Genomic DNA, 18,371 nt, shown 5'->3' with positions numbered 1-18,371 from the left:
AGTCAGACTCCGGGGGCGGCCCGTACGGTGATGCCGTGGCGCTCCAGCAGGGCCGCCGTCACCCCGTCCCCCGGCACCAGTTCCCCGGCGAACGAGCCGTCGTACACCGTGCCCCGTCCGCACGACGGGCTGCGCGGCATCAGAAGTGCCTCGGCGCAGCCGGCGTGCCGGGCCGCCGCGAGAGCGCGCCGGGCGCCGGCCACGAACTGCTCCGTCACGTCCCGCCCGGTGTCCTCCACCACCCTCGCCGTGCCGTCGAGCACGGCGTGCCCGTCGCCGCCCACCAGCTCCGCCGGCCGGCGCGGTGTCGCGAGCCCGCCCGCGACCTCCGGGCAGAAGGAGACGACGTGACGGCCGGCCACCGCCTCCTCGGCCGCGCCCGACGCCTTGTGACGCCCGTCGAACCGGCAGGGCACCCCGCGCAGACACGCGCTGACCAGGATCGCTTCCATGCCGTCAGCCTAGGCCCTGCCGTCGCCCGCCCGTCACGCACCGGGAGGGGCGGGCCTTCGCCGCGTCAGGTGCGTGCTCCCGGTCGCCTGCCCGAAGGGCTCGGCGGAGCGCCGGGCACTCGCCCCCGTACCGGCCGCCCCTTCGCGTGGAATAGTGGAGGAGTGGGAGCCGGGCCCCGGTCCGGCGACCGGCCACGGCCGGATGTCCGGCCCCGCGGCGGCCGCAGGTGGTGGTGCCTATGTGCGACGACTCCGCTGCGAACGGTGTCCCCGACGACAGGGGCTCCCCCGCCGCCGACGCCCGGCAGGGGCTCCAGGAGCTGGGCGTGTGCCTGTCCGGCGTGGTGTCGGGACTCGGCGCGTACGGCGGCGGGGTGTACCTGCTCGATCCGGCCGGGGACGCCCTGGTGCTGTCCGTGTACACCGGGCTGCCCCCGCAGTTCGCCGGGCCCTGGCGCCGGATCCGCCTGGACGCGCCGGTCGGGGCGGCCGAGGCGGCCCGCGAGCGGAAGCTGGTGTGGGTGGCCGACGCCCAGGAGATGGCCCGCCGCTATCCGCGCACGGCGCTGCTCCTGCCGTACCGCCTCGCGTTCGCCTGTCTGCCCGTCTCGGCCGCCGGCGCGGTGCACGGCACGCTCTTCGTGAACTGGGCCGGGTCCCGTCCGCAGCGGCTCGAGCGCACCGAGCGTGACCGGCTGGAGGCGGCCGCCTCGGCGCTCGGCCGGGTCCTCGCGCACGCCGCGGGCACCGGGCTGCCGGTCCGTCCCGCGGCGGAGCCCCTGGTGCTGCCCGGCCCCGCGCCCGCCACGGGCGGGCTCCTGGAGGGCTCGGCGCTGGCGCGCCTGCCGGAAGGGGTGTGCGTGCTGGGCGTCGACGGCCGCGTCCTGCTCGCCACCGCGGCCGCCGCCGCCCTGCTGGACGCGTCCCGGGACGACCTGGTGGGCCGGGTGCTGTGGCGGGCGCTGCCGTGGCTGGACCATCCGGTGTACGAGGAGCGGTACCGCGCGGCGGCGATGAGCCGGCAGCCGACCGCGTTCACCGTGCTGTGCCCGCCGGATCGCTGGCTGTGCTTCCAGCTCTACCCGGACGCCTCCGGCATCACCGTGCGCATCACCGACGCCGGCCCCGGCCCCCGTCCGGCCGGCCCGCCCCGCGCGGCGGTGCCGCTCCACCGCCCGGGCGGGACCCCGGCGCCCGCGCGCCTGGACGGCGTCTACCACGTGCTGCACCTGGTGGGCGCCCTGGCCAACGCGACGGGCGTACGGGACGTGGTGCGTCTGGTCGCCGAGGAGATGCTGCCCGTCTTCGGCGCCGCCCGCGCGGTCCTCCTGGCCCTGGAGGGGGACGGACGGCTGCGGGTGATCGGCGCGCACGGCTACCCGTCCGACGTCCTGGGGCGCATCGACCGGCCGCCGGCGGGCACCGAGACCCCCGGCACCCGGGCCCTGGCCACGGGCGCGCCGCTCTTCCTGGAGAGCCGCCACGAGATGGCCCGGCTCTATCCGCGGCACGCGGCGCTCGGCCACGGTCGCGCCTGGGCGGTGCTGCCGCTGCTCGCTGCCGACCGGGACGTCGGCGCCTGCGTCCTGGCGTACGACCGGCCCCGCCGCTTCCTGCCCGAGGAGCGCGCCACGCTCACCGCCCTGGCCGGTCTCATCGCCCAGGCGCTGACACGGGCCCGCCGCTACGACGACGCCAGCGGCCTCGCCCGCGACCTGCAGGACGCCCTCCTGCCCCGCCGGCTGCCGCGGATCCACGGCCTGGAGAGCGCGGTCCGCTACCTGCCGGCGGCCGAGGGCATGTCCGTGGGCGGCGACTTCTACGACCTCATCGCCCTCGGCCACCACCGGGCCGCCGCCGTCATCGGAGACATCCAGGGGCACAACGGGCCGGCCGCCGCGCTGATGGGCCAGATCCGCACGGCGGTGCGCGCCCACGCGGCGAGCGGCGCCGATCCCCGCCGGGTCCTGGCCCTCACCAACCGGCTGCTCGCCTCGCTCGACACCGAACTGCTGGCCAGCGCTGTGTACTTGCGCCTGGACCCGCGCCGCCACCGCGTCCTCCTCGCACGGGCCGGGCATCCCCACCCGCTGCTGCGCCATCCGGACGGCCGGGTCGAGGCCCTGGACCTGCCGGGCGGTCTCCTGCTCGGCATCGACCCGCGGGCCGCCTACCCGCACGTGCGGCTGTGCCTGCCCGAGGGAGCCGTCCTCGCCCTCTACACCGACGGGCTCACCGAGCTGCCCGGCGCCGATCCCGACCGGGCGCTGGCCGCGCTGGCCGACCGGCTCGCCGCCGCCGGGACGCCGGGCGCACCGCTCGACGAGATCGCCGGTGCCCTGCTGCGTGACCACCGCCCGGGAGCCGACGACACGACCCTCCTGCTGCTGCGGGCCACGCACCGTGCCTCCGGTCCGCCGCCGACGTCCGGGAGGCGCCGGCGGCCCGTGCGGGAACAGGAGGGCACCGCGCCCGGCGAGTGAGGGTCCGCCGCGCACCCGCGCGCGGGCGGGTGCTCTCGCCCCCGCAGCTCTAAGCCCTCCCGTACGCGTCGTGTCGTGGCGAGCAGGCCCTCCGGACTGCCACCGGCTGGTGTCACGGCCGGTCCCCCTCCAGTCCGTCTCCCCCGGCCGTTGTCCCGCCGACCGGACCAGGAGCCCTCCGCATACCCGCAGCCGACCTCGTCCTCACCGGTGCCCGGGCCCGCACCCTCGACGCGGAACGTCCGCACGCCACCGCCGTGGCCGTACGCGACGGCCGGGGACGCGGTCGCAGGGGACGCGGTCGGCGGTGTGCCGCCAGGGGGCGGCCGCGGCCCCGGCGGGCGGCGAGCGGCTCCGGGCGCGGTGCGGGCGGGTGGCGGGCGGCGGGGCGGAGCGGCCGGCCCGCCGGGTCGCGACGGCCGACCGTGTCATGCCGCCGGGAGGCGGCAGTCTGCCCCGGCCCCCGTGGTCCTGGTCCCGCCACGACCAGGACCACGGGGGCACTGGCAGGCCGCGGCGCCCGCGCGCAGGGTAGGGCGGTGAAAGCCGTCGAGGCGTCCGGCCTCACCCACACCCACCCCCTACAGGAGCCGACATGAGCAAGCTCGCACTCGTCACCGGGGCCACCTCCGGCATCGGCAGGGCGTTCGCCCGGCGTCTCGCGGGCGACGGGCACGACGTGATCGCCGTCGGCCGGCGCGCCGACCGGTTGGCGGAACTGGCCTCCGGCTTCCCCGGCGACCGGGTCCGTCCCGTGGTGGCCGACCTGTCCACCGACGACGGTGTGGAGGCGGTCGCCGCCCTGTGCGCCGGCGAACCGCTGTCGATGCTGGTCAACAACGCCGGGGTGGCGTACTACATGCCCTTCGCGGACCTCCCCGCCGAGAAGGCGCGCGAGCTGCTGCATGTCAAGGTGGTCGCTCCGACGCTGCTGGCGCGCGCCGCGGTCCCCGGGATGCTCGCCCGCGGCGCGGGCGCGATCGTGAACGTGGCCGGCATGATCGCGTACAGCGGACCGGCCCCGGCGGAGCAGATGCCGCGCCGCGCGGTCTACGCCGGAACACTCGCCCACCTCGTCACCATGTCCCAGGTGCTGCACGCCGAGCTGAGCGGGACCGGGGTCCGCGTGCAGGTCCTGTGCCCCGGCGTGGTGGCGACGGAGTTCCACGAGCGTCAGGGCCTCGACCTCGGCGCCGTCGCCCGGATGTCCGCCGAGGACGTGGTCACCGCCGGTCTGCGCGGCCTCGAACTGGGCGAGGTGGTCTGCGCCCCCGGTGTCGAGGACGGCCGGCTGCTGCGTGCCGTGTCCGAGGCCCAGCTCGCGGCGTTCGGCGCGCAGAGCCCCCGTCTCGCCGAGCGCTACCGGCAGGACTGAGCCCGCGCATCGCACCGCGTGGCGTACCGGAGAGGGGTGGGGCGTACCGGAGAGGGGCAGAGTGGGCCGTTCGGTCCGGCCGCAGGGGCACCGCTCGGGGCGCCCCGCTGGCCCCGCCACGAGGTCACCCCCGGCTCAGCCGGCCACCGGCAGGCGGATCTCGAAGCGGCAGCCGCCGGGCACGTTGCGGACCGTGGCCCGGCCCCGGTGGGCCTCCACGATGCCGCGGACGATGGCCAGGCCCAGGCCCGCTCCGGCGGGCGGTGTCCGGGCGTCACTGCCCCGCCAACCGGTCTCGAAGACGCGCGGAAGGTCCTCGGGGGCGATGCCCCCGCAGCCGTCGGTCACCGACACGACGACGTCGTCCGCCTCCCTGTGGGCGGCGACGGCGACGGCCCCGTCCGCGGGTGTGCGCCGGATGGCGTTGACGAGCAGGTTGGCCAGGACGCGGGACATCTCACGGCCGTCGACCTCCACCGGCACCGGCTCCACGCCCTCCCCCACCAGCCGTACCCCGTGCTCCCTGGCCAGCGCGCCCGCACCCGCGATGGCGTCGCCGACGAGGTCGTACACCGACATGCGGGTCCGGTCCAGGGTGAGGACGCCGGCCTGGATGCGGGAGAGTTCGAAGAGGTCACCGACCATGTCGCTCATGCGCTCGACCTCCGCGCGGATCCGGGCGTGGTAGACCCGCGGGTCGTCGGCCAGGCCGTCCTCCAGCGCCTCGGTCATCGCCTGCAGACCGGCCAGCGGGGTGCGCAGGTCGTGGGAGATCCAGGCGACCAGTTCGCGCCGCGAGGCCTCCAGGGCGCGCTCCCGCTCCCGCGAGGCGGCGAGCCTGGCGCTCGTGGCGGACAACTCACGGCTGAGTTCCGCGAGTTCGGCGACGGGCGGCTCGGCGGGCGGGGTGAATCCGCCGTCGTCGCCGATGGCGCGGGCGGCCCGCGCGAGGGCCCGGCTGCCCTTGACGACGCCGCGGCCCAGGACGAGCGCCACCGCCAGCGAGACGACCGCCGCCATGGCGCACACGACGGTGACGACCCACAGGTCGTGGTCGGACAGGAGCATCGCCGACGACACCAGCAGGGTGCCCGCGAACATCGCCGTCACGGTGACGGCCGCGACCACCGCCAGCGACAGCGCGACCGACCGGTGGCGCAGCAACCTGAGTGCCACCGCGCCCGCCAGCCCGGCCGCCGCCGCGCCGATCGCCGCGTACAGGGCGATGAGCAGCATGTCACCGGCCATCACGCGCCCCGCTCCCGCCCGGCCCCGGCGGCGCCGGAGGGTCGAAGCGGTACCCCACGCCCCACACCGTGCTGATCAGCCGGGGACGCGCCGGATCGTCCTCGATCTTCTCCCGCAGCCGCCGTACGTGCACGGTGACGGTCGACAGGTCGCCGAACTCCCAGCCCCACACCTCACGCATGAGTTCCTCCCGGCCCGTGGCCCGGCCGGGGTGCCGGAGGAAGTACTCCAGCAGGTCGAACTCCCTCGCGGTGAGCGGCAGTTCGGATCCGTCACGGGTGGCGCGCCGGGCGCTGCGGTCGAGGTCCAGCGGGCCCGCGCTCAGCCGGCCCCCGGCCGCTTCGTCCCGGGCCGCCGCGCCCCCGCCCGCTGCGGCGCGGCGCAGCACGGACGCCACGCGCAGGACCAGCTCGCGCGGGCTGAAGGGCTTGGTGACGTAGTCGTCCGCGCCGACCTCCAGGCCGAGGATCCGGTCCTCCTCGTCACCGCGTGCGGTCAGCATGATCACGGGCAGCGGGCCGTCGCGGCGCAGCCGGCGGCAGACCTCCAGGCCGTCCATGCCGGGCAGCATGAGGTCCAGGACCACCAGGTCGGGCGGCCGCATGGCGGCCCGTGCCACGGCGGCCGGACCGTCGGCGGCCACGTCGACCGCGAAGCCCGCCCGGTCGAGATACCCGGCGACGACCTCGGACACGGTCGGGTCGTCGTCCACGACGAGTACGCGTTTCACACCAGCGAGTCTGGCACCGGTATCGCCTCCCCGGAGACCGTGCGGTGACGGACGTCAGCGATCCGTAAGCGCTCGGCAGCGCGCTCGCGGCGCGGTGGGGCGCCGGTCGCGCTCAGGAGTCCGCCCAGGCTGCGGAAGGCACCCCAGGCGAACGCAAGCTTGCTGGCGGGGTTCCGTCCGGGGTGGCGGCCACGGCCTGCCTCTCGCCGCTGCGCCACACGGTCACGGCACACCGGTCACGGCTCCCAGCCACGGCGCAACGGTCACGGCGCACCGCCGCACATCGCCGGGCACACCGCCGCTCCGGGCACCGCCACACCCCCCCCGCGCGCCGCCGCTCCGGGTACCGCGTCGGGGGCCGGGCCGAACGCCGGATCCGCCGCCATCTCGCACGCTCCGGACACCGGGGCGGCCGGCGAGCCGGTTCCCCCCGACGGACGCGTGCGCCGCACATCGCCGCACCGCCGGCGCCTCCTGCCCCCAGCCGGTCCCCGGACCTCCACTCCTCCCCGCCGCTTCGTCTCGCCGCCCCCTTCCCACCCTGCTCTCCGCCTCCCCCTCCCCGCCGTCCAGCCCCTCCACCTCCCGTCTCCCCGCCTCCTCGCGGCCCGCGTGGTCGGAGCGGGCCGGTGGTGCGACGCTGGGGGGACAGATGTCCGAGGAGGGGCAGAGTCGACCGGGGAGCGCCGATGGGACGGGACGTCCCGGCGATGGTCTTCACCCGCGAGGACCGCCGCCGGTACCGGATCAAGATGCAGGACTGTCTCGACGCGTTCGCGCAGATGCTGCGCGAGTCGCGGTTCGAGTCCGCGCGTCCCCAGGTGGGGCTGGAGATCGAGCTGAATCTCGTCGACGACCGGGCCGAGCCGACGATGCGCAGCGTCGACGTGCTGGAGGCGATCGCGGATCCGGCGTGGTCCACCGAGCTGGGCCGGTTCAACCTGGAGACCAACATCCCGCCCCGGGCGCTGACGGCGGGCGGCCCCGACGCCTGGGAGACCGAGATCCGGACCGCGCTGAACCACGCGGACCGGCACGCCAGGTCGGTCGGCGCACATCTGATCATGATCGGCATCCTTCCCACACTGCGGCAGGAGGACGTGGGCCAGGCGGCGCTGTCGGAGAACCCGCGCTACCGGCTGCTCAACGACCAGGTCTTCGCGGCCCGGGGCGAGGACCTGCACATCGAGGTGGACGGCGTCGACCGGCTGCGCACGTACGCGGACACGATCACTCCCGAGGCCGCCTGCACCAGCACGCAGTTCCATCTCCAGGTGTCCCCGGAGGAGTTCGCCGGCTACTGGAACGCGGCGCAGGCGGTCGCGGGGGTCCAGGTCGCGCTGGCGGCCAACTCGCCGTTCCTGTTCGGCAGGGAGCTGTGGCACGAGACACGGATCCCGCTGTTCGAGCAGGCCACCGACACCCGCCCGCAGGAGATCAAGGTGCAGGGGGTACGGCCGCGGGTCTGGTTCGGCGAGCGGTGGATCAACAGCGTCTTCGATCTCTTCGAGGAGAACGTGCGCTACTTCCCGGCCCTGCTGCCACTGTGCGACGAGCAGGATCCCGCCGAGACGCTGGACCGCGGCGACATCCCGGACCTGGCCGAGCTGACCCTGCACAACGGCACCATCTACCGCTGGAACCGCCCGGTCTACGCCGTCGCCCAGGACAAGCCGCACCTGCGGGTGGAGAACCGTGTGCTGCCCGCGGGCCCGACCGTCGCCGACACCCTCGCCAACGGGGCGTTCTACTACGGGATCACCCGGGCTCTGGTGGAGGAGGACCGGCCGGTGTGGTCGCGGATGTCCTTCTCGGCCGCGCAGGAGAACCTCCACACGGCCGCGCGGCACGGCATCGAGAGCCGGCTGTACTGGCCGGGCACGGGCGAGGTACCGGTGCCCGAACTGGTCCTGCGCCGGCTGCTGCCGATGGCGCACAAGGGGCTGGAACTCTCCGGGATGGACGAGGCCTGGCGCGAGCCGCTGCTCGGCATCATCGAGCAGCGGTGCGTCACCGGCCGCAACGGCGCGGTCTGGCAGAAGGAGATGTTCCACCACCTCGACGCCGCCGGCCGCGCCGGCCGGCACGAGTCGCTGCGCCGGATGACGCAGTTGTACATCGACTACATGCATCTCAACGCGCCGGTGCACACCTGGCCGGTGGACTGACCCAGGTCACGGCCCACCCGGCAGCGACAGCGACAGCCCCACGGGCACGGACGACGGCAGCCCGCCGGCACCAGCGGCCCGGCGCGCACGGACAGCGGCAGCCCGTCTGCACCGTCAGCGGCGGCCCGCCCGGTGACAGCGGTCGCGCCGGTGACAGAGGTCGCGTCCGATGCCGCCAGCGGGTCCCCGTGCGGCACCCGGCAGGGGCGGCCCGCTCCCGTCCCGCACCGGAGCGGCCGCCCGGACGGACTGCGGCCACTGTGGCGCGATCGTCGCCACTCCGCTTATTGAACGATTCAATTCCTGGTCAACTTCCCCTTGTTGGAAGCCTTGACGCTCACTGCAGCCACACCTACCGTCTCCCGCGACGAAGTTAAACGATTCAATCGCTTCTCCCGCTCGGGCAGCAGGACGTCTCCGCCCGAGTCCTCGCCGACCCTTCGAAGGGAGCACGGAACGTTGCCTGCACAGCGCGTCCCGTCCGGTCCGTCCCGCCGTCAGGTGGTCCGCACGGTCTCGGCCGCGGCGGCCGTCACCGCCCTGCCCTCCCCCACCGCCCACGCCGCGCCCCCGCCCCCGCCCCCGCCCGGGACGGCCGCCGCCACGACCGCGACCGCGGCGACCGCGGCGCGGACCGCGACCGCCCACCCCGCGCACGCACCGGTCCTCGCCCCTTTCGGCCTGTCCGAAGTGCGCCTGCTGGAGAGCCCGTTCCTGGCCGCCATGCGCCGCACCTGCGCGTACCTGCTCTTCGTCGACACCGACCGGCTCCTGCACACCTTCCGGCGCACCGTCGGGCTGCCCTCGACCGCCGAGCCCTGCGGCGGCTGGGAGGCTCCCGACGTACAGCTGCGCGGGCACACCACCGGTCACCTGCTCAGCGCGCTGGCCCAGGCGCACGCCAACACCGGGGACGACGCGTACGCTCGCAAGGGCCGCGCCGTGGTCTCGGCCCTTGCCGAGTGCCAGCGGGCCGCGCCCGCCGCCGGCTACCACCGCGGCTACCTGTCCGCCTTCCCCGAATCGGTCTTCGACCAGCTGGAGGCCGGCGGCAGGCCCTGGGCGCCGTACTACACCCTGCACAAGATCATGGCGGGGCTGCTCGACCAGTACCGCCTCAGCGGGAACCGGGAGGCGCTGACGGTCCTGCTGGAGAAGGCGGCCTGGGTGGACGCGCGGACCGCCCCGCTGTCGCGGGAGCAGATGCAGACGGTGCTGAGGGTCGAGTTCGGCGGCATGAACGACGTACTGACCCGGCTCCACCAGGAGACCGGCGATCCCGCCCATCTGCGCACGGCCCGCCGATTCGACCACGAGGACCTCTACGCGCCGCTGGCCGCCGGACGCGACGAACTCGCCGGCCGGCACGCCAACACCGAGATCGCCAAGGTGGTCGGTGCCGTCCCCGCGTACGAGGCGACCGGTGACGCGCGGTACCTGACCGTCGCCGACACCTTCTGGACGGCCGTCGCACGCCACCACTCGTACGCCATCGGCGGCAACTCCGACCGGGAACTCTTCGGCCCGCCCGGCGAGATCGTCAGCCGGCTGTCCGAGGTGACCTGCGAGAACTGCAACAGCTACAACATGCTGAAGCTGGGCAGACAGCTCTTCCTGCACCGCCCGGAGCGCGCCGAGTACATGGACCACTACGAGCTGACCCTGGTCAACCAGATGCTCGGCGAGCAGGACCCCGATTCCGCGCACGGGTTCGTCACGTACTACACGGGACTGTGGGCGGGCTCCGAACGGCAGCCCAAGGGCGGCCTCGGCGCAGCGCCGGGGAGCTACAGCAGCGACTACGACAACTTCTCGTGCGACCACGGCACCGGGCTCGAGACACACACCAAGTTCGCCGACAGCATCTACTTCCGCACCCGCGATCCCCGCGCCCGGCCCGCGCTCTACGTCAACCTGCTCATTCCCTCCGAAGTCCGCTGGGAGCAGCAAGGACTGACGCTTCGTCAGGATACTGCGGGACCGGCGGGCGACCGGACCCGGCTGACCGTCACGGAGGGCGGAGCGCGTCTCGCGCTGAAGATCCGGGTTCCGTCCTGGGTGGCCGGCACCGGCCGGGCCGCCGTGCTCGAGGTCAACCGCCGCGCGGTGCGCACGCGCCTGCGGCCGGGCACCTATGCCTCGGTGGAACGCCTGTGGCGTGCCGGTGACACCGTGGAGCTGATCCTGCCGCGCACCCCCGTCTGGCGGCCCGCCCCCGACAATCCGCAGGTGGCCTCGTTGTCCCTCGGCCCGCTCGTGCTGGCCGGCGAGTACGGGGACACACCGCCGGCCACGCTTCCCACCGTCCTGCCTTCGACACTGCGCGCCGTTCCCGGCAGCTCCACGCGGTTCACCGTCGCCGCCGGGGGCCGCACGGTCGCCCTGCGGCCGTTCCACGAGGTGCAGCACCAGCGTTACAACGTCTACTGGGCCGTCAGCCCCCGGCCGTCCCGCGCACGGGACGTCGCCCGCTTCCCGCTGGCGGAGGGCAGCGGTGCCTCGGCCGCCGACACCACCCGTTCCTTCCCCGACGCCACGCTGAGCGGCGGTGCCGCCTGGCTGTGCGAGGACGACGTCACCGCGGTCTCCTTGGACGGTGTGGACGGACATCTCGCCCTGCCGGCAGGTCTGTTGAGCGGCCTGGACGAACTGACGGTCGGTGTGCGGGTGCGACTGGACGGCCTCGCGGCCTCCGCCCGTGTCTTCGACCTCGGCTTCCACAAGGAGACGTACCTGTTCCTCGCCGCGACCACCGGCGCCGGACGCGCCCGGGCCGCGCTGAAGATCGCCGGCATGGACGGCGAGGACGTCGTGGATGCCGCCGGTCCGCTGCCCGTCGGCCGCTGGACCCATGTGGCCCTGACTCTGGGCCACGGCACCGGGGTCCTCTACGTGGACGGCACCGAGGCCGGACGCAACACCGCCATGGTGTCCGGGCCGCTGCTGCTCGGCGCCACCACCCGCAACTACCTGGGCCGCTCGCAGAACAGCACCCATCCGTACCTGCGCGGAGCGGTACGCGACTTCCGCCTGCACAACCGCGCGCTGAGCGCGGCGGAGGTGGCCCGGCTGGCCGCCGGCTGAGCCGGCGCACAGGGCGTCTCCCCGCCCCGGCCTCCTCCACCCACCTCCTTCCCTCTCCCGCTTCCGCTCCCGCACGCGCTGCGCCGCACCCCGCAGAAGGGCCTCGCATGTCCGCTCCCCTCCCCCAGAACCCCCTGTCCAGACGCACGTTCGTCGTGGCGGCCGGTGCCACCGGGACCGCCCTCGCGACGGGCCTGCCCGCCCCCGCCTTCGCCGCTCCGGCCGGCGCGGCCCCCGAGCACACCGCCGCCGCGGCCCGGTACACCGAGCACGGCTTCGCCGACCCCGCCAGGGACAGCCGGCCCACCGTCTACTGGTACTGGAACGGCCCGGTCACCCCCGAGCTGGTGGACCGCCAGCTCGCCGACCTGCGGGACAAGGGCATGTACGAGGTCGTGCTCTTCTCCTTCGACAACGCCGAGATGGAACCGGCGTTCTTCACCGAGGGCTGGTTCGACATCGTCGGGCACGTGCTGCGCACCGCGGAACGCACCGGCATGCGGGTGTGGCTGTTCAACGACGACCACTTCCCGAGCGGCCGGGCGGGCGAGTACGTCGTCAAGGGCGGCACGGTGGGCTCGCGCACCTACGATCCCCGGCCCGACCTGCGGCTGAAGGCCCTGTGGCGGTCCACCGCCGTGGTCGAGGGCCCCGCCGCGTTCGATCTGCGCCGCAGCACCGGGGTGGGCGTGGAGGCGGGCCGTCTCGTCGCCGACTCGGGGGTGCTGGACGGCGCCGCCGTGCTGCGCGGCGGCGACGGCTGGACGGACTGCACCGTCACCGGCAGCGCGAAGGCCGACCGCGCCGCCGCCGCACTCGTCGTCCGCGCCTCGGCGGACGGCCTCGACGGGTACGCGGTCGCCTTCGACCAGAGCGGGGTCGTCACCGTGCTCCGCCTCGCCCGCGGTGCCGAACCGGTGGAACTGCTGCGCAGCGCCCGTACGGACGGCTTCAACAAGACCAAGTTCCACACGGTGGCCGTCACCGTCCGCGGCGCCACCCTGTCGGTCACCCTGGACGGCCGCGACAAGGGCACCGTCACCGACGACCGGTACGTCTCGGGCGGCGCGGGGGTGCGCGCGGCCGGCGGGGAGCGGGGCCTGTGGGACAGTCTGACCGTCACGGCGGCCGACGGCACCACCCTGTACACGTCGTCCTTCGACTCCCCGGACGCGGCGGGCGACTTCCCGGAGCGGGCCGGCCTCGCCGCGCCCGCCGCGGCCGCCGCGGCCCGGCCCGCCGGTTCCGCCGACGCCGCCGACGTGGTCGACCTGACGGCCCGGCTCGCGGACGGCGGCACCTGGCAGGTCCCGGCGGGCCGCTGGCAGGTCGACCTGTTCGGCGGGGTGCCGCTCGTCGACGACACGCAGGGCTACAGCCGCAGTTACGTCGACCTCCTGGCCGACGAGCCGGTGGAGCTGTTCCTCGACATCGTCCCCGGCGAGTACCACCGGCGCTTCGGGCGCTATTTCGGCACGGTGATCCCGGGCTTCTGGGACGACGAGCCGTTCTTCGCCTCCGCCGAGGCACACTTCAAGCGGCTGCCGTGGTCACCCGCCCTGGACCGGGCGCTGCGCGAGAGCGGGGTCACGCCGGGAGTGGCCTACGCCGCCGCCTTCGACGACCTGGGGCGGCGCGGCCGGATCGCCCGGGGACGCTACTGGCAGGCCGTGTCCAACCGGTTCGCGCGCTACTTCCAGCGGCAGGCCCACTGGTACGAGGAGCGCGGCGTCGCCCTGATCACCAATCCGCTCTACGACGAGACGGCGCCGGCCAAGCGGATCCCCTCCACCGGCGACCTGCACAAGGTCAACCAGTGGGCGCACGTGCCCGGCGGCGACATCATCACCGCCGAGTACGTGGCCGGGGAGCAGACGATGATCCCGCGCAACCCGGTGTCGGCCGCGCACCAGCAGGGCCGGGAGCGTGCCCTGCTGGAGATGTTCGGCAACATGGGCTGGCAGGTGACGCCCTCGTTCGTGCACGCGACGGTCGGCGCGCAGGCCGCCCGGGGCGTCAACCTCGCCGTGCTGCACGCCCTGTGGACCGACGAGACCCGGGTGTACTTCCCGCCGCCGTTCGGCCCCAGGGCGCCGTGGTGGTGGGCCATGCGGCCGCTGGCGGAGTGGATCGGCCGGGTCATGGAGATGGGCCGCGGCACCTCGGCGGCCCGGACCGCCCTGCTCCAGCCGCAGCGGGCCGCCGAGCAGTGGACCGGCACCGACCGGCAGGGCGCGGTCGACGGCGCGCTCAGCGACGCCGCCTACGCCCTGGAGCGCGCGCAGGTCGACTTCGACCTGCTGCACGAGGGCGCGCTCGCCGGTGACGAGGAGTTGCTGAGCCGGGCCCGGGTGCACGGCGGGCGGCTCGCGGTGGGGGCCGCCCGGTACGACGTGGTGGTGCTGCCGCTGACGCCGACGCTCGACGTGGCCTGTGTGCGCACGCTCGGCGCGTTCGTGCGCGCGGGCGGCACCGTCGTCGCGGTCGGTGAGCTGCCCGCCGACGACGCGGACGGCAACGACCGCTGCCTCGCCCGCGAGCTGTCCGGCCTGTTCGGCGACGCGGTGCCCGGCGACCGCCGGGCTGGCCGCGGGCGCGCGGTGCGGGTGGCGGACGTCTCGGGGCTGCGGGCCGCCGTGCACGAGGCGGGCGTCGCCGCCGCCGTGCTGGAACCCGCCTGCGACGCGGTGCGGGTGCTGCGCGTGACCCGCGGCACGGACACGGCGTTCCTGCTGAACAACGAGAGCGGCACCGCCGTCGACACCACCGCCGCGCTGCCGGTGGCCGGCGTTCCCGAGCTGTGGGACCCGCGCACGGGTGAGACCGGTCCCGCCCCGGTGTACCGCACCTCGCAGCGGGGCATTCACCTGCCGCTCGCCCTGGCCCCGTACGAGACGCGGATCGTCGTGGTCCGCAGCGAGGGGCCGCCCGTACCGCACCTGACGGGCTCGCCGCTGCCCGTCGTCGCCGTGCGGCGGGCCGGCCGTGCCCTGCGGGTCACGGTGGAGGCCGCGGCACCCGGCGTCCACCGCCTCACCGGCACCGACGGGACGCACACCTACGCGGGGACGGTCCGGGTGGACGACCCGCTCGCTCCGCTTCCCGTCACCGGCGAGTGGACGCTGACCCTGGAGCGGGAGGGCGCCGGCCCGGTCACCGGACCGCTGGGCAGCTGGACGGCGTACGACCCGCTGTTCTCCGGCAGCGGCACCTACACCACCACCGTCGACGTCGACCGGCGGCTCCTGGACGGGCGGCGTGTCCTGCTCGACCTGGGTGACGTGCGTGACGTGGCGGCCGTGACCGTCAACGGCGCCGCGCCGGAGTCCCTGCTGTGGGCGCCGTTCGCCGTCGACGTCACCGACCGGCTCGTGGCGGGCCGCAACCGGCTGGCGGTCCGGGTCGCCAACACCCTGTCCAACGAGCGCAACAAGCCGCTGCCGTCGGGCCTGCTCGGCCCGGTCACGCTCCGCTTCCGCCGTCGCGTCACCACCGGCCTCCCCCGTGTCTGACGTACCGCCGTACTCGGTCCGCTCCCCGCACACCTGCCCGCACCTCCGAAGGAGCACCATGCTCAGACGCCGCCCCCGCGGCAGGCGCCGCCGGGCCCTCGCCCTGCCCGCCGCCCTCACCGCGTTCGTCACCGTGCTGACCGGCGCCGCGCAGGCCACGGCCGAACCCGGCCCGGCCCTCGCGCCGGCCGGGCTGCGCACCCAGCACCTCCGCCAGGCGCTCGGCATCGACGACACCACGCCCGGCCTCAGCTGGCGGCTCACCGCACGGGCCGCGAACGCGCTCCAGGGCGCCTACCGCGTCCAGGCCGCCACGTCGAAGCAGCGCCTGGACTCCGGCCGGCCCGACCTCTGGGACTCGGGCAAGGTGGTCTCGTCCGTGCCGGAGACGACGTACGACGGCCGCGCCCTCGGCTCCCGTACCCGCGTGTACTGGCGCGTCATGCTCTGGTCGCAGGGCGGCCGTCACGCCTCCGGGTGGAGCGCTCCGGCGGTGTTCGAGACCGGTCTGACCCGGGCGTCGGACTGGGGCGCCCAGTGGATCACGCACCCCGACTGGCAGCTGAGCCGGCGCGAGATCGAGCCCGTGGTCGTCAAGGTGCCCCGCACCACGTCCCGTTACGTCCGCCTGGACGTGACCCGGCTGGGCCTGCCGCTCGCGGAGGCGTTCCCCGCCCGCGCCTGGCGTCTGCAACTGGGTGAGATAGACGTCCGCGACTCCGTGACCCGGGCGACGGGCCTGGCGCGGGGCGCGGCGGTGACCGCGTCGGAGAGCAACACGGTCCGCAAGACCTGGGAGCCCGCGCTGGCCGTCGACGGGCTGACGAACAGCGCCCAGCAGACCGCTGCCGGATACTCCAGCGCCGCCCACACCTCCGCCGACGTCTTTGGCCGTCCCGTCACCCTCACCCTCGACCTCAAGACGGCCAGGACCTTCGACCGGGTCGCCCTCTACCCGCGAGCCGACGTCCTCACCGACGACGGCCGCGTCCCGGACTTCCCCACCGACTACGCGCTGTCCGCCGCCGACGGCGCCGACGGACCCTTCACCGCCTTGGCCCGGGTGAGCGGCGGGCGGCCGCCGAAGCCGTACCTGCCCTCCGGACTGCCGCTGCTCGCGAAGGACTTCACCCTGCCGCGCGCGGTGCGCGGCGCCCGCCTCTACATCGCCGGGCTCGGTGTCTACGACGCCACGCTCAACGGGAAGCCCGTGGGCGACGCGGTGCTCGAACCGGCCAACACCGACTACACGCGGCGCGTCCAGTACGCCACCTACGACGTCACCGACCGGCTGCGCGCCGGTGCCAACACCCTCGGTGTGGCGCTCGGCAACGGCATGTCCAACGTGGTCAGCACCGCCGACCGCTACCGCAAGCTGTACGGCGACATCAGCGACCCCAAGCTCATCGCCCGGCTGGAGATGACCCTCGCCGACGGCAGTGTCCGCACCGTCACCAGCGGCGACGACTGGCGCACGGCGCTGGGGCCGACCACGTCGTCCAACTGGTACGGCGGCGAAGACTACGACGCACGCCGGGAGAAGGCGCACTGGGACCGGCCGGACGGCGACCGCTCGGGGTGGCACAGGGCCGTCACCGTGGCCGCGCCCGGCACCGCGCAGGACCCCGCCGTGCTCAGCGCCCGGGAGACCGAGCCGATCCGGGTGGTGGAGACGCTCACCGGCAAGGAGACCGACGGCGCCGCCGGCAGCCGCGTCTTCGACCTGGGCCGCAACATCGCCGGCTGGCCCGAGATCACCGTCGCCGCCCCCACCGGGACGGAGATACGTGTCTACCCGGCCGAGAGCCTGAAGGACGGCCACGCCTTCCAGTCCGTCAGCAACGTGGGCGCACCCCTGTGGGACAGCTACACCACCGGCTCCGCCCGCACCGCCACCTGGCACCCGGAGTTCGGCTACCACGGGTTCCGGTACCTGGAGCTGAAAGGTGTCCCGGACGGCGCGAAGGTCACCGTACGGGGCATGGTCCTGCACACCGACAACGCCTCCGCCGGTGAGGTCACCACCTCCGACCCGCTGATCGACTCGGTCCACTCACTGATCCGGCGGTCGATCGAGGGCAACATGATGAGCGTCCTGACCGACTGCCCCAGCCGGGAGAAGCTCGGCTGGCTGGAACAGGACCAGCTGGTGTTCCCGGCGCTCGCGGGCAACTTCGACATGCAGGCCCAGCTCCGCAAGATCGTGCGGGACATGGCCGACGCGCAGACCGGGGACGGACTGATCCCGAGCACCGTTCCCGAGTACACGAGCCTGCCCGGCGCCTACCGCAACGACGCCAACTGGGGCGGCGCCTTCGTGCTGGTGCCCTGGCAGCTGTACACGACCTACGGCGACCGGGACACGCTGCGCACCTACTACCCGCGCATGAAGCAGTACGCGGCCTTCCTGGAGAGCCAGGTCTCCGGCGGCATCCTGGACTACGGCCTGGGCGACTGGTTCACCCCCGACCGCACCTTCCCGCGCGCGGTGGCCGGCACCTACGGCTACTGGCGGGTCGTGGACACCCTCGCCCGGATCGCCGCACTGCTCGGCGACACGACGGCGGCCGACGCCTACCGGGCCAAGGCCGACGCGAGCGTCCGCGCCCTGTCGGAGAAGTACTACTCGACGGCGACGGGGACGTTCGGCGGCGGTGGCCAGGGCGCCGAGGCCCTCGCCCTGGACATGGGCGCCCATCCGGCGGGCGAACGCGGCCGTCTGCTCGGTCACTTCACGGCGTCCGTCGAGGCCGCCGGCGACCATCTGCTGCTGGGGGAGATCTCCCTGCCGGCCGCGTTCCGCGTGCTGTCGGCGGCGGGCCGCGACGACGTCGTCCACCGGATCGCCACCCGGACCACCAGCCCCAGCTACGGCTACCAGGTCCTGGCCGGCAACACGACGCTGGGCGAGTCCTGGGACGGCGGTCCCGGCCAGTCGCAGAACCACTTCATGCTCGGCGCGATCGACTCCTGGTTCACCACCCGTGTCGCGGGCATCGGCCAGACCGCCGGCTCGGTCGGCTACGCCGAACTCCTCGTGGACCCCGCCGTCGAGGGCGACATGACCTCGGCGTCGGGTTCGTACCGCACTCCGTACGGTCTCGCGCGCACCGCCTGGCAGCGCGAGGGCGACCGGTTCCGCCTGAGCGTGGACGTCCCGGCGGGCAGCACCGCCGAGATCCACGTCCCCTCGGCGCCCGGACGGCAGGCCGACGCCCCGGCGGGTGCCCGGCCGCTGCGCCCGGCCGCCGGGGAGGCGGTGTACCACGTGGGGTCGGGGCACTGGGAGTTCCGGACGGTGATGCCGGCCGGCTGACCG

The 18,371-nt window shown here is 74.9% G+C and carries 9 protein-coding genes; 6 read left to right on the top strand and 3 right to left on the bottom strand.

Features of this window, described 5'->3' with window-relative positions:
* Positions 1 to 2: 2 nt before the first annotated feature.
* Positions 3 to 452, bottom strand: coding sequence for a DUF523 domain-containing protein (locus tag ABZ719_RS09645; RefSeq protein WP_366724660.1), 450 nt, complete (start codon positions 450 to 452; stop codon positions 3 to 5).
* Between the two features lie 239 nt (positions 453 to 691).
* On the opposite strand from ABZ719_RS09645, the gene ABZ719_RS09640 reads away from it, so the two are divergent.
* The gene (locus tag ABZ719_RS09640) at positions 692 to 2,935 is read left to right on the top strand and encodes a GAF domain-containing SpoIIE family protein phosphatase (protein ID WP_366724659.1); all 2,244 of its coding nucleotides are present in this window, start codon (positions 692 to 694) and stop codon (positions 2,933 to 2,935) included.
* Positions 2,936 to 3,530: 595 nt separating this feature from the next.
* On the top strand, positions 3,531 to 4,310 hold the full coding sequence (locus ABZ719_RS09635; protein WP_366724658.1) for an SDR family NAD(P)-dependent oxidoreductase: 780 nt from the start codon (positions 3,531 to 3,533) through the stop codon (positions 4,308 to 4,310).
* A 135-nt stretch (positions 4,311 to 4,445) separates the two neighbouring features.
* Here ABZ719_RS09635 and ABZ719_RS09630 read toward each other — a convergent pair whose 3' ends face one another.
* Together ABZ719_RS09630 and ABZ719_RS09625 are read right to left on the bottom strand one after the other, a co-directional pair.
* The gene (locus tag ABZ719_RS09630) at positions 4,446 to 5,558 is read right to left on the bottom strand and encodes a HAMP domain-containing sensor histidine kinase (protein ID WP_366724657.1); all 1,113 of its coding nucleotides are present in this window, start codon (positions 5,556 to 5,558) and stop codon (positions 4,446 to 4,448) included.
* On the bottom strand, positions 5,548 to 6,288 hold the full coding sequence (locus tag ABZ719_RS09625) for a response regulator transcription factor (RefSeq protein ID WP_366724656.1): 741 nt from the start codon (positions 6,286 to 6,288) through the stop codon (positions 5,548 to 5,550). Before ABZ719_RS09625 ends, ABZ719_RS09630 begins: the two co-directional genes overlap by 11 nt.
* 689 nt (positions 6,289 to 6,977) lie before the next feature.
* Between ABZ719_RS09625 and ABZ719_RS09620 the strand changes: the two genes are divergently transcribed.
* From ABZ719_RS09620 to ABZ719_RS09605, 4 genes are all read left to right on the top strand, one after another.
* Positions 6,978 to 8,456, top strand: coding sequence for a glutamate-cysteine ligase family protein (locus ABZ719_RS09620; protein ID WP_366724655.1), 1,479 nt, complete (start codon positions 6,978 to 6,980; stop codon positions 8,454 to 8,456).
* 459 nt (positions 8,457 to 8,915) lie between these two features.
* Complete coding sequence (locus tag ABZ719_RS09615) at positions 8,916 to 11,540, top strand: beta-L-arabinofuranosidase domain-containing protein (protein ID WP_366724654.1); 2,625 nt, start codon at positions 8,916 to 8,918, stop codon at positions 11,538 to 11,540.
* Between the two features lie 107 nt (positions 11,541 to 11,647).
* Positions 11,648 to 15,052, top strand: coding sequence for a glycosyl hydrolase (locus tag ABZ719_RS09610; protein WP_366724653.1), 3,405 nt, complete (start codon positions 11,648 to 11,650; stop codon positions 15,050 to 15,052).
* A gap of 58 nt (positions 15,053 to 15,110) precedes the next feature.
* Positions 15,111 to 18,368, top strand: coding sequence for a family 78 glycoside hydrolase catalytic domain (locus ABZ719_RS09605; protein ID WP_366724652.1), 3,258 nt, complete (start codon positions 15,111 to 15,113; stop codon positions 18,366 to 18,368).
* The last annotated feature ends 3 nt before the right edge of the window (positions 18,369 to 18,371 follow it).

The sequence above is a fragment of the Streptomyces sp. NPDC006743 genome, assembly GCF_040703815.1.
In the GTDB taxonomy this organism is placed as follows: Bacteria; Actinomycetota; Actinomycetes; order Streptomycetales; family Streptomycetaceae; genus Streptomyces.
Note: the sequence above shows the minus strand (reverse complement) of the source record. Positions and strands in the feature narration are given on the sequence as shown.

What these genes read in the sequence shown, in the direction of transcription:
- ABZ719_RS09645 (WP_366724660.1), bottom strand. Translation starts at nt 452, where the DNA reads ATGGAAGCGATCCTGGTCAGCGCGTGTCTGCGCGGGGTGCCCTGCCGG.
- ABZ719_RS09640 (WP_366724659.1), top strand. Translation starts at nt 692, where the DNA reads ATGTGCGACGACTCCGCTGCGAACGGTGTCCCCGACGACAGGGGCTCC.
- ABZ719_RS09635 (WP_366724658.1), top strand. Translation starts at nt 3,531, where the DNA reads ATGAGCAAGCTCGCACTCGTCACCGGGGCCACCTCCGGCATCGGCAGG.
- ABZ719_RS09630 (WP_366724657.1), bottom strand. Translation starts at nt 5,558, where the DNA reads ATGGCCGGTGACATGCTGCTCATCGCCCTGTACGCGGCGATCGGCGCG.
- ABZ719_RS09620 (WP_366724655.1), top strand. Translation starts at nt 6,978, where the DNA reads ATGGGACGGGACGTCCCGGCGATGGTCTTCACCCGCGAGGACCGCCGC.
- ABZ719_RS09610 (WP_366724653.1), top strand. Translation starts at nt 11,648, where the DNA reads ATGTCCGCTCCCCTCCCCCAGAACCCCCTGTCCAGACGCACGTTCGTC.
- ABZ719_RS09605 (WP_366724652.1), top strand. Translation starts at nt 15,111, where the DNA reads ATGCTCAGACGCCGCCCCCGCGGCAGGCGCCGCCGGGCCCTCGCCCTG.